This window comes from Micromonospora sp. BQ32 (genome assembly GCF_059358895.1).
The window spans coordinates 134,511-146,596 of the sequence record NZ_JCADBI010000007.1; the positions used below are offsets into that span (position 1 = coordinate 134,511).

Consider the following 12,086-nt stretch of genomic DNA (forward strand, 5'->3'; position numbering starts at 1 on the left):
GTGGCTAGGACCTACAACGTCGTGACGTACGGCTGCCAGATGAACGTGCACGATTCTGAGCGGATCTCCGGCCTGCTCGAACAGGCCGGCTACGTGCGTGCGGTGCCGACCGACGACACCCCGGACATCGTCGTCTTCAACACCTGCGCGGTGCGGGAGAACGCGGACAACCGGCTCTACGGCAACCTCGGTCGGCTGCGCCCGGTGAAGGACAAGCACCCCGGGATGCAGATCGCTGTCGGCGGTTGCCTGGCCCAGAAGGACCGGGGCGACATCGTCCGCAAGGCCCCCTGGGTGGACGTGGTCTTCGGCACCCACAACATCGGCGCGCTGCCGGTGCTGCTGGAGCGGGCCCGGCACAACGCCGCCGCCGAGGTGGAGATCCTGGAGTCCCTCGACGTCTTTCCGTCGACGCTGCCCACCCGCCGCGAGTCCACGTACGCCGGCTGGGTGTCGATCTCGGTGGGGTGCAACAACACCTGCACGTTCTGCATCGTGCCGGCGCTGCGCGGCAAGGAGAAGGACCGGCGCCCCGGCGACATCCTCTCCGAGGTGCGCGCCCTGGTCGACGAGGGCGTGCTGGAGGTGACCCTGCTCGGGCAGAACGTCAACTCGTACGGCGTGGAGTTCGGCGACCGGTACGCGTTCGGCAAGCTGCTGCGGGCCTGCGGCGACATCGACGGGTTGGAGCGCGTGCGGTTCACCAGCCCGCACCCGAAGGACTTCACCGACGACGTGATCGCCGCGATGGCCGAGACGCCGAACGTCTGCCACTCGCTGCACATGCCGTTGCAGTCCGGCTCCGACGACGTGCTCAAGGCGATGCGCCGCTCCTACCGTTCCGAGCGCTACCTGGGGATCATCGAGAAGGTCCGGGCGGCGATGCCGGACGCGGCCATCACCACCGACATCATCGTCGGCTTCCCCGGTGAGACCGAGGCCGACTTCCAGCGCACCCTGGACGTGGTCCGGGAGGCCCGGTTCTCCTCCGCCTTCACCTTCCAGTACTCGAAGCGGCCCGGCACCCCCGCCGCGACCATGGACGATCAGCTACCCAAGCAGGTCGTGCAGGAGCGCTACGAGCGGTTGATCACATGCGTCGAGGAGATCACCTGGGCGGAGAACAAGCGCCTCGTCGGGGAGACCGTCGAGGTGCTGGTCGCGGTCGGCGAGGGCCGCAAGGACGAGCGGACCGGCCGGATGTCCGGTCGGGCCCGCGACGGTCGACTGGTGCACTTCGCGACCGAGACCGCCGACGGGGAGTCGCTGGCCGGTCAGATCCGGCCGGGCGACATCGTGCACACCACGGTCACGTACGCCGCGCCGCACCACCTGAACGCCGACGGCGCGCCGGTGGCGCACCGTCGCACCCGGGCCGGTGACGCGGCCGAGGCGGGCCGCTCCCCGCGTACCCCTGGGGTTCTGCTCGGTCTGCCGACGATCGGCGCACCGCCGGTCGCGCCGGCCCCCGTCGCTGGCTGCGCCACCCACTGAGTTGCGCGAGGGCCCCTTGTCGTCGCGCGGCGACGACAAGGGGCCGCCCGGTCAGACGGTGATCCGGCCGGCGCCGGCGCCCGCCGTCACGATGGACTTGACGTTGCTCGCGGTGTCCAGCTGGTAGGAGTACGGGATGCTGGCCACGCTGCCGCCGGCCTGGCCGGTGGGCGAGTTGACGAAGTGGTTGTTGCGGGCGACCAGGCTGCCGGGCCCCGAGTCCCCCTCGCCGAGGTGGTACGGGTCGTCGACGTTCTCGAAGTAGTTGCCCTCGACGAGCACCCCGGCGTTCTCGGTGGACGCGACGCCGTAGCCGCCGTTGGCCCGGTAGTAGTTGTTGTACACGTGCACCGGGTTGCCGAAGCGCACCCGGGGGTTGCGCTGGTTGCTGCCGTCGAACCAGTTGTGGTGGTAGCTGACCCGCAGGTGACCGACGTCCTGGCTGGCGTTGTCGTCGCTGTGGCCGAGCAGCATGGTCTTGTCGTGGCTGAAGACCCGGTTCCACGAGACGGTGACGAAGTCCGAGCCACGCTTGATGTCGACGGCGCCGTCGTACCCGTTGCTGAAGCTGTTGTGGTCGATCCAGATGTTGGTGGCCGACTCCTGCACGTTGATCGCGTCGTCGTTCCAGCCGCGGAAGGTCAGGTTGCGGATGATCACGTTGCGGTCACCGCTGACGTTGAGCCCGCAGCCGGCGATGGTCGCGCCGGAGTTGCCGAGGATGGTCTTGTTGGACCGGACCCGCAGCATGCCCGAGCAGGTGATCGTCCCGGACACCCGGATCACCGCGGCGCCGGTCGCGTTCAGCGCGCTGGTCAGCGCCGAGGCGGTGGTGACGGTGGTGGTGGCCGCGTTGCCGCCACCGGTGGTGCCGCCGTTCTGGGTGGCCCAGCCGACCAGGGTCGACGGCGGCTGGGTGCTGGGCGGGGGAGTGCTCGACGGCGGCGGGGTGGTCGGCGGCGGGGTGGTCGGGGTGGTGCTGCCGGTGCAGGCGACGTTGTTCAGGCTGAAGCCGCTCGGAGCCGGGTTGCTGGAGTTGTTCCAGCTCGCGTTGAAGCCGAAGGTGGCGCTGCCGTTGGTCGCCAGGTTGCCGTTGTAGTCGACGTTGGTCGCGGAGACCTGGTTGCCGCTCTGCGAGGCGGTGGCACCCCACGCCTGGCTGACCTGCTGACCGGCCCCGTACGACCAGCGCAGCGTCCACCCGGAGACCGGGTCGCCGAGGTTGGTGACGGTGACGTTGCCGGTGAACCCGCCCGGCCACTGGCTGGCGACCGAGTAGGCCACCTGGCAGCCGACGGCCGCCTGGGCGGACACCGAGGTCAACAGCCCGGCGGTGACCAGGGTGGCGGTGGCCGCGGCAGTGGTGGCGATCAGCGTCATTCGACGCCGTCCTGTGCGCATGCTGCTTCCTTTCGATGAGGCGGACGGAGGTGTCGCGACGCCCATGCCCGTGGGCGGCGAGTCTCGGCCGGGACCAGTGGTCCTCGGGCCCGCCAGTGCAGGTTCGTGAAGGAAAGCGGCTCCCGCGCTCGCGCCCACCGACGAAGAGGCAAGCGCTTTCCCGATGAAAGCATAGAAGAACTTTGATGTAAATGGCTGGGACGGTTGCGGAGATCTTGGCGCGGGGCGCGGGGCGCGGAGGGCTGGACACGCGGGAGCCCCCGGTCCCGCTGGGGACCGGGGGCTCCGGAGGTCGTCAGCTCAGCCGGCCTGCTCGGCCAGTTGAAGGAACTGCCGCTTGGAGGCGAGGGCCTGCTCAGCCTCCTTGATCCGGCGTGCGTCCCCGGCGCTCTGCGCCCGGGCCAGCCGGTCCTCGGCCTCGGCCACCTGCGCCCGCATCTGGGCGAGCAGCGGGTTGTCCTCCTTGGTGGTGCGGCGCCACGCCGAGTCCATCACGTCACGGACCTTGTCGTCGATGACGCGCAGTCGGCGCTCCAGCCCGGCGGCCGCCTCGCGGGGCACCCGGCCGGCCTCGTGCCACTGGGCCTGGATCTCCCGCAGCTTGGCCTGGGCGCCCTTCGGGTCGGCGTCGATGTCCAGCGCTTCGGCCTCGGCGAGCAGGGCCTGCTTGCGCTCGAGGTTGCCGCGCTGCTCGTTGTCCCGGGCGGAGAAGACCTCGCTGCGCCGGCTGAAGAAGGCATCCTGAGCACCCCGGAATCGTTCCCAGAGCTTCTGCTCGGCCTCCTTGGAGGCGCGCGGGGCGGCCTTCCACTGGGTCATCAGGTCCTTGAGCTGGTTGGCGGTGGCGGCCCAGTCGGTGGAGTCCTGGAGCTTCTCCGCTTCGGCGACCAACTCCTCCTTGACGGTCTGCGCCTGCTTGCGCTGCGAGTCCAGGGAGGCGAAGTGGGCGCCGCGGCGGCGGGTGAAGCCGTCCCGGGCGGCGGCGAACCGCTTCCACAGCTCACCGTCGGCCTTCTTGTCGACCCCGCGGATGGTCTTCCACTCGTCGAGGATCTCCTTGAGCCGGTCCCCGGCGGTCTTCCACCCGGTGGATTCGGCGGCCAGCTTCTCGGCCTCCTCGACCAGCGCGGTCTTGCGGGCCAGGGCCTCGCCGCGAGCGGCGTCCCGGGCGGCGCGCGCTTCGCCGGCCTTCTCCTCGGCGAGGGTCGCCAGCTTGTCCAGGCGGGCGGCCAGCGCGTCGATGTCGCCGACCACGTTGGCCTCGGGCAGCGTGGCGCGGATCCGTCGGATCGTGCTCAACGAGTGCCCGGCGTCCGCCGCACCCGACTTGAGCCGCGCCTCGGTCAGATCCACTTCGGTGACGAGGTCGGCGAAGCGGCGTGCGAAGTGTGCCAGGCCCTCCTCCGGTGCTCCCGCCTGCCAGGATCCGACCACCCGCTCGCCCTCGGTGGTCTTGACGTACACGGTGCCGTCCGCGTCCACCCGTCCGAAGGCAGTCCAGTCGCTCATGTGCCCATCCTCGTTCTCCCGGCGTCGAGGGATCGATCCCCCGTCGCCGCCACGGCGCAGCCAAGTTGCTTCCGGCATTGTCACAGGTCCGACCCGGTCCGCGTCGAGCGCCTATCGCCGACCGTGACCATACGGTGTCCTAGGGGCCGAATGACCGGATCGGCTCGGAGACGCACCGGGGATTCCCGCTACGGTGAACGGGTGCCACTGGTCGCCGCCGCAGTCTGCCCGCATCCGCCCCTGCTCGTGCCCGAGGTGGCCGGCACCGCGGCCCCGGAGTTGGACGGTTTGCGGGCGGCCTGTGACACCGCCGTCCGCCGGCTGTTGGCCACCGAACCGGACATCGTGGTGCTGCTGGGCACCGGCCCGGTGACCGGCCCGATCCGCACCCCGGCGACCGGTTCCCTCCAGCCCTGGGGCGTCGACCTGGACGTGCCGCTGGTTCCCGGCCAGCCGGACCGGGGTGCGGTGCTGCCGTTGAGCCTGACCATCGGCGCATGGCTGCTGGCCCGCCACGACCCCCGACCGCCGGTGACCGCCGTGCAGGTGACCGCCGACGCCGGCCCGGCCGAGCTGGCCGCGCTCGCCGACGAGATCGGCGACGCCGGTGACCGGGTGGCGGCGCTGGTGCTCGGGGACGGGTCGGCCTGCCGGGGAGAGAAAGCACCTGGGTACGACGACGCGCGCGCCCTCCCGTACGACCAGGGGGTTGCCGCGGCGCTGGCCGACGCGGACCTGGATGCCCTGCTCGACCTCGACCCGGTGGTGTCGACGGAGCTGAAGGCCGCCGGTCGCGCCTCCTGGCAGGTGCTTGCCGGCGCGGCCCGCGCGGCCGGTGGTGGCTGGCGCAGCGAGTTACTGCACGACTCCGCGCCCTACGGGGTGGCCTACTTCGTGGCCTCCTGGGAGCGGGTGTGACCAGCGGCGGGGTCGGCACGGTCGTGGCGGTGATCGGCCCGACCGCGGCCGGCAAGTCGGCGCTGAGCATCGCGTTGGCGCACGCCCTCGACGGGGAGGTGGTCAACGCCGACTCGATGCAGCTCTACCGGGGCATGGACATCGGCACCGCCAAGCTGACCCTCGCCGAGCGGGACGGGGTGCCGCACCACCTGCTGGACATCTGGGAGGTCACCGAGCCGGCGAGCGTCGCGGAGTACCAGCGACTGGCCCGCGCGGCGGTGGACGACATCCTGTCCCGGGGGCGGGTGCCGCTGCTGGTCGGTGGCTCCGGGCTGTACGTGCGGGCGGTGCTGGAGCGCTTCGAGTTCCCCGGCACCGACGCGGCGCTGCGGGAGCGGCTGGAGCGGGAGTTGGCCGAGGTCGGCCCGGCCACGCTGTACGCGCGGCTGCGCGCCGCCGACCCGGTCGCCGCCGAGGGCATCCTGCCCGGCAACGGCCGGCGGATCGTGCGGGCCCTGGAGGTGATCGAACTCACCGGCGCGCCGTTCGCTGCCTCACTGCCGCAGCCCACGCCGTACTACCCGTCGGTGCAGCTCGGCGTCGACCTGGACACCGGCCTGCTGGACGAGCGGATCGCGTTGCGGGTCGACCGGATGTGGGCCGACGGCCTGGTGCCGGAGACCCGTGCGCTGGTCGCCCGCGGGCTGCCCGAGGGTCGGACGGCGAGTCGGGCGCTGGGCTACCAGCAGGTGCTGCGCCTGCTCGCCGGTGAGCTGACCGAGGCGCAGGCGCACGACGAGACGATCCGGGCCACCCGGCGCTTCGTCCGCCGGCAGCGGTCCTGGTTCCGGCGCGACCCGCGAATCCACTGGCTGGACTCGACGACTCCGGACCTGATCGGGGCCGCCCTGCGCCTGGTGCCGGCCGCTGCGCGATGATGGGGACGTGGAGTTCACCAAGGGCCACGGCACCGGCAACGACTTCGTTCTCCTTCCCGACCCGGACGGTCAGCTCGACCTGACCCCGGGGCTGGTCGCGGCGCTCTGCGACCGGCGTCGGGGCATCGGCGCGGACGGCGTACTGCGGGTGGTCCGCGCGGCCAAACATCCGGACGGCGCAGGTCAGGCCGGCGAGGCCGAGTGGTTCATGGACTACTGGAACGCCGACGGCTCGTTCGCCGAGATGTGCGGCAACGGCGCCCGGGTCTTCGTTCGCTACCTGCTCGACACCGGGTTGGCCACGCCCGCCGGCGCGGCGCTGCCGGTGGCCACCCGGGCCGGCGTCGTGCGCGCGCTGGTCGAGGGCGACGCCGTGTCCGTCGAGATGCGCCGACCCCAGGTGTACGACAGCTCCGCGGCCACCCTCGGCGGGCTGACCCTGACCGGTGCGGTGGTGGACGTCGGTAACCCGCACCTGGTCTGCGTCCTGCCGGCCGGCGTGGAGCTGTCGGCGCTGGACCTGACCGTCGCGCCCGGGTTCGACCCGACGGTCTTCCCGAACGGGGTGAACGTGGAGTTCGTCGTGGCGGGCGACCCGGTCGATGGCACCGACGGGCACACCCTGATGCGGGTGTACGAGCGCGGCAGCGCCGAGACCCTGTCCTGCGGCACGGGTGCCTGCGCGGTGGGGGCGGTGGCGCTGCGCGACGCCGGCCGGGACACCGGAGTGGTCGCCGTCGACGTCCCCGGCGGTCGCCTCACGGTGACGGTCACTGCCGATTCCTGCTGGCTCTCCGGCCCGGCCGTCCTGGTGGCCACCGGCGAACTCGACCCGACCACGCTCCGCCCCTGACACGCCCCCCGCCTCACCCTCACCGTGTTGATCAAGAGGTTTGCGTCAGATTTCGCGCGGTTCCTGACGCAAACCTCTTGATCAACGGCGTGGGCCGGTGGGTCGTTCGCGCGTTACGGGGTGGCGCTGGCGTTCGCGGCGATCTCGGGGAGGTCGGCGGGGCCGGGGTCGGCGGCCGGGAGCGGGCTCGGGTTGTGCGCGGCGGCGCGAACGGCGGCGGCGACCGCCGGGGCGACCCGGGAGTCGAAGACGCTCGGCACGATCACCGTCGGGTTGATCTTCTCTTCGCCGACCACGTCCGCGATGGCCCGGGCGGCCGCGATGGCCATCTCCTCGGTGAACTCCTCGGCGTGCGCGTCCAGCATGCCGCGGAACACCCCGGGGAACGCGAGGACGTTGTTGATCTGGTTCGGCTGGTCCGAGCGGCCGGTGGCGACCACGGCGGCGTGCTTGCGCGCCTCCCGTGGGTCGACCTCCGGGTCCGGGTTGGCCAGCGCGAAGACGATCGAGTCCTTCGCCATCTGCGCGATGTCGTCGCCGGTGAGCAGGTTCGGCGCGCTGACCCCGATGAACACGTCGGCGCCCCGGATCGCGCCGGGCAGGTCGCCGGAGTAGTTCTCCTTGTTGGTGTTCTCCGCCAGCCACTGCCACGCCGAGTTGAGCCCGGTCAGCCCGCGGTGCAGGGCGCCCTCCCGGTCGTAGGCGATGATGTCGCCGACGCCCTGGCGCAGCAGCAGCTTCATGATCGCGGTGCCGGCCGCGCCAGCTCCGGAGACGACCACCCGGACGTCCTCGAGCCGCTTGCCCACCACCCGCAGCGCGTTGGTCAGCGCGGCCAGCACGCAGATCGCGGTGCCATGCTGGTCGTCGTGGAAGACCGGGATGTCCAGCGCCTCGCGCAGCCGGGCCTCGATCTCGAAGCAGCGCGGCGCGGCGATGTCCTCCAGGTTGATGCCGCCGTAGGCCGGCGCGATCGCCTTGACGATCTGCACGATCTCGTCGGTGTCCTGGGTGTCCAGCACCACCGGCCAGGCGTCCACCCCGCCGAATCGCTTGAACAGCGCGGCCTTGCCCTCCATCACCGGCAGCGACGCGGCCGGGCCGAGGTTGCCCAGGCCGAGCACCGCCGAGCCGTCACTGACCACCGCGACGGTGTTGCGCTTGATGGTCAGTCGCCGGGCATCGGCCGGGTTCTCGGCGATCGCCATGCAGACCCGGGCCACCCCGGGGGTGTACGCGCGGGACAGCTCGTCGCGGTTGCGCAGCGCGACCTTCGAGGTCACCTCGATCTTGCCGCCCAGGTGCAGCAGGAACGTCCGGTCCGACACCTTGCGCACGTCCACGCCGTCCAGCGCGGTCAGCGCGTCGACCACCTGGTCGGCGTGACCGGCGTCGGCGGTGTCACAGGTCAGGTCGACGATCACATGGGTCGGGTCCGAGTCCACCACGTCCAGCGCCGTGACGATCGCCCCGGCCTCGCCGACGGAGGTGGTGAGCCGGCCGATCGAGGAGGCGTCCGCGGTCACGGCGATCCGGATGGTGATCGAAAATCCGGCGCTCGGCAGTCGGGTGATGGCCACGGGATCCCTCCGTAACGGCTGTGCGACCGATCGGCCGCCGCCCGCATTTCTACCGGGTTGTCGCGGCCGACCAGCATTCGCCCCCACTTTTGGCGACCTTCACCATGGGCATATAGCAGGTGCGTTCGGCGTTGTGTCATGTCAGGATTACGTTCTACTTATCAAAACGGACAGGAGAACCGCTTGCGAGACCAGGAGAGCTTTGTCCCCGTCGAGGACGAGCTCGACGACGTCACCACCGGCGAGATGGAGCTGTCGGAGCGGCAGTCCCTCCGACGCGTCCCGGGCCTGTCAACCGAGCTCACCGACGTCACCGAGGTGGAATACCGCCAGCTGCGGCTGGAGCGGGTCGTCCTGGTGGGCGTCTGGACCGAAGGCACGGTCACCGACGCGGAAAACTCGCTGACCGAGCTCGCCGCGCTGGCCGAGACGGCCGGTTCGCAGGTGCTCGAAGGGCTCATTCAGCGTCGTACCCGACCCGACCCGGCCACGTACATCGGCCGCGGCAAGGTCGACGACCTCGGCGCGGTGGTGCTTTCCACCGGCGCCGACACGGTCATCTGTGACGGTGAGCTGTCCCCGTCGCAGCTGCGCAACCTGGAGCAGCGCACCAAGGTCAAGGTCGTCGACCGTACGGCGCTGATCCTCGACATCTTCGCCCAGCACGCCAAGAGCAAGGAAGGTAAGGCGCAGGTCGAGCTGGCCCAGCTCGAATACCTGCTGCCCCGACTGCGCGGTTGGGGTGAGACGCTCTCCCGGCAGACCGGTGGTTCCGGCCGGGGCGGCGGCGCCGGCGGCGGTGTGGGCGTTCGTGGTCCCGGTGAGACCAAGCTGGAGACCGACCGGCGACGCATCCGTCACCGCATCTCCCGGCTGCGTCGCGAGATCAAGAACATGAAGACGGTACGCGTGACGAAGCGCGCCCGGCGTTCCCGCAACGCCGTTCCCGCGGTCGCCATCGCCGGCTACACCAACGCCGGCAAGTCCAGCCTGCTCAACCGCCTGACCGGGGCGGGTGTGCTGGTGGAGAACGCGCTGTTCGCCACCCTGGATCCGACGACCCGCAAGGCCACCGCCTCGGACGGGCGGCTCTACACCCTCTCCGACACGGTCGGCTTCGTCCGGCACCTGCCGCACCAGATCGTCGAGGCGTTCCGCTCGACGTTGGAGGAGGTCGCGGAGGCGGATCTGGTGGTGCACGTCGTCGACGGCACCCACCCGGATCCGGAGGAGCAGGTCCGGGCGGTCCACGCGGTGCTCGCCGAGGTGAGCGCGGACCGGCTCCCCGAGCTGTTGGTGGTCAACAAGACCGACGCCGCCGACGAGGACACACTGCTGCGGCTCAAGCGGCTCTGGCCGGACGCGATCTTCGTCTCCGCGCACTCCGGGCGGGGCATGGACGAGCTGCGCGCGGCGATCGAGGAGCGGCTGCCGCGCCCGGCCGTGGAGGTCCGGGCCGTGCTGCCGTACGACCGGGGCGACCTGGTGGCTCGGGCGCACCGCACGGGTGAGGTGCTCAGCACGGCGCACCTGCCGGAGGGCACTCTGCTGCACGTTCGCGTCGGCGCGGAGTTGGCGGCGGAGTTGGCGGCGTTCGACGTTCAGCGGCAGGGGCAGGCGGCCGGCAGCCGGTCCTGAGCGACCACGGCGTCATCCATCGGAAACGCGCGGCATGCGACACTGGCCGAATGCGCCGCGTTGTTTCCTCGGTCACGGTTGCCCTCGGCCTGCTAGGGGCAACCGTGGCGCTCGCCGGAGTCGCCGCGGCGGCTCCGGCCCCTGGGTCGTCCGGGCCGCCCGCTGCCAATCCTGGCCAGAAGCGATGCACGATCAGCGATGAGCGCCTGCGGGAGCTGTCCGGGCTGGTCGCCACCAAGAGTGGCTTCATCGTCATCAACGACGGCACCGACAACCCGGCTCGCAAGCGGGTCTTCTTCCTCGACAGCAAGTGCAAGATCTCGAAGGAGCCGGTCCGCTACTCGGGGCAGGGTCCGTTCGACACCGAGGATCTCGCCCTGTCCAAGGACGGCAAGACCCTCTGGATCGCCGACACCGGTGACAACCCCGACTCGAAGGAGCGCCGCAGCCGCGTCGCGCTCTGGTCGATGCCGGTCACCGGCGCCAAGCAGCCGACGCTGCACCGGCTCTCCTACCCCGAGGCCAAACCGCACGACGCCGAGGCGCTGCTCATGGGCGACGACGGAAAACCGTTGATCATCACCAAGGTGACCAGCGGCAAGGCCGAGATCTACACGCCGTCGGCGGCCCTGAAGAGCGGCGACACCGACCCGGTGCCGATGCGTAAGGCCGGCGAGTTCACCCTGCCGAAGACCCAGACGGAGAACACCCTCAACACGTTCGGCCGGATCGCCATCACCGGCGCGTCCCGGGCGCCGGACGGCTCCCGGGTGGTCCTGCGCACCTACGCGGACGCCTTCGAGTTCGACGTGACCGGCGGCGACATCGTGGGCGCGCTCACCACCGGCAAGCCGCGGGTGACGCCGCTGGCCGACCCGTTCGGCGAGGCCATCAGCTACACCTCGGACGGGAAGGCGTTCCTCACCGTCTCCGATGCGGGCCGGTTCACCGAAGACGAGCCGCTCGACATCCTCAGCTACGCCCCGTCCAGTTCGACCGCCGTGCCACTGGAGCCGGAGGAGGGCGGCAAGCCGGCCGCCTCGAAATCCTGGACCGCCGGGTTGAGCCTCGACGACATCACGTACCTGGTCGGGGCGGTCGGTCTGCTCGGCCTGCTGTTGGTCGCCGCCGGCATCTTCGGCATCGTTCGCGCCCGCCGTCGGCCGCCGACCTCTGACGCGTCCGACGCGTCGGACCCGGATGACGAGCCGTTCGGCCCGCGCGCGGGCCGTGCCGTCGACGGTTTCCCCGCCGATGCCGACCGCAGGGGTGGTGTCTACGGGGGCGCCGCGCCGGCCGGCGGCGCGGTCTACGGCGGTGGTGCGGGTCGCGGCGGCCCGGCCCCGGCGGGTGGCGCCGTGTACGGCGGTGCTGGCCGGCCGGCCTCGGCTGACGGTGGCTACGGTGCGCCACGACCGGACGGCGGCGGTGCTGGTGTGTACGGCGGCGGTGGCCGTCCCCCCGGTGGCGGCGGTCGTCCTCCGGCTGGTGGCGGTGGTCGTCCTCCGGCCAGTGGCGGTCGTCCTCCGGCTGGTGGTGGCGGTCGTCCTCCGGCTGGTGGCGGTGGCCGTCCCGGCGGTGGCGTGTACGGCGGCGACGGCGGTCAGCCCGGCGCCGGTCGCGCGGAGCCGCCCCGGCGCGGTGGGCAGGAGCCCGACCACCGGGGTCAGCGGCCCGGCCGCCGACGCGACGACGACGCGCCCGTTGACCCGTACGGGCAGTATCCCGGTGGCGGTCGCGGTCACCGGGGCGATCGTTACTGATCGGCGCTGA

At 71.6% G+C, this 12,086-nt stretch carries 9 protein-coding genes; 6 read left to right on the forward strand and 3 right to left on the reverse strand.

The genetic code is table 11. The annotated features are described in order from the left end of the window. The gene (miaB, locus tag AC5L30_RS16010) at nucleotides 1-1,494 is read left to right on the forward strand and encodes a tRNA (N6-isopentenyl adenosine(37)-C2)-methylthiotransferase MiaB (protein ID WP_494868110.1); all 1,494 of its coding nucleotides are present in this window, start codon (nucleotides 1-3) and stop codon (nucleotides 1,492-1,494) included. A gap of 51 nt (nucleotides 1,495-1,545) precedes the next feature. Here miaB and AC5L30_RS16015 read toward each other — a convergent pair whose 3' ends face one another. Together AC5L30_RS16015 and AC5L30_RS16020 are read right to left on the reverse strand one after the other, a co-directional pair. Further along, nucleotides 1,546-2,895: a pectate lyase family protein gene (locus AC5L30_RS16015; protein ID WP_494868111.1), complete on the reverse strand. Its 1,350-nt coding sequence runs from the start codon at nucleotides 2,893-2,895 to the stop codon at nucleotides 1,546-1,548. A gap of 300 nt (nucleotides 2,896-3,195) precedes the next feature. Next, nucleotides 3,196-4,404, reverse strand: coding sequence for a DUF349 domain-containing protein (locus AC5L30_RS16020; protein WP_494868113.1), 1,209 nt, complete (start codon nucleotides 4,402-4,404; stop codon nucleotides 3,196-3,198). A gap of 150 nt (nucleotides 4,405-4,554) precedes the next feature. Between AC5L30_RS16020 and AC5L30_RS16025 the strand changes: the two genes are divergently transcribed. Genes AC5L30_RS16025 through dapF form a run of 3 tightly spaced genes read left to right on the forward strand, consistent with a single transcriptional unit; the run spans nucleotide 4,555 to nucleotide 7,095 of the window. Further along, entirely contained in the window at nucleotides 4,555-5,322 is a 768-nt protein-coding gene (locus AC5L30_RS16025; protein ID WP_494868115.1) for a class III extradiol ring-cleavage dioxygenase family protein, read from the forward strand. After that, the gene (gene miaA / locus AC5L30_RS16030; protein WP_494868117.1) at nucleotides 5,319-6,242 is read left to right on the forward strand and encodes a tRNA (adenosine(37)-N6)-dimethylallyltransferase MiaA; all 924 of its coding nucleotides are present in this window, start codon (nucleotides 5,319-5,321) and stop codon (nucleotides 6,240-6,242) included. Before AC5L30_RS16025 ends, miaA begins: the two co-directional genes overlap by 4 nt. A 7-nt stretch (nucleotides 6,243-6,249) precedes the next feature. Continuing rightward, a complete protein-coding gene (gene dapF / locus AC5L30_RS16035; RefSeq protein WP_494868118.1) occupies nucleotides 6,250-7,095 on the forward strand; it encodes a diaminopimelate epimerase in 846 nt (281 codons plus the stop codon). Between the two features lie 113 nt (nucleotides 7,096-7,208). On the opposite strand, the gene AC5L30_RS16040 is transcribed toward dapF, so the two are convergent. Further along, nucleotides 7,209-8,675, reverse strand: coding sequence for an NAD-dependent malic enzyme (locus AC5L30_RS16040; protein WP_196921665.1), 1,467 nt, complete (start codon nucleotides 8,673-8,675; stop codon nucleotides 7,209-7,211). A gap of 183 nt (nucleotides 8,676-8,858) precedes the next feature. On the opposite strand from AC5L30_RS16040, the gene hflX reads away from it, so the two are divergent. Both hflX and AC5L30_RS16050 read left to right on the forward strand, forming a co-directional pair. Then, complete coding sequence (gene hflX, locus AC5L30_RS16045) at nucleotides 8,859-10,313, forward strand: GTPase HflX (protein ID WP_494868119.1); 1,455 nt, start codon at nucleotides 8,859-8,861, stop codon at nucleotides 10,311-10,313. Between the two features lie 50 nt (nucleotides 10,314-10,363). Further along, complete coding sequence (locus AC5L30_RS16050; protein WP_494868120.1) at nucleotides 10,364-12,076, forward strand: hypothetical protein; 1,713 nt, start codon at nucleotides 10,364-10,366, stop codon at nucleotides 12,074-12,076. The last annotated feature ends 10 nt before the right edge of the window (nucleotides 12,077-12,086 follow it).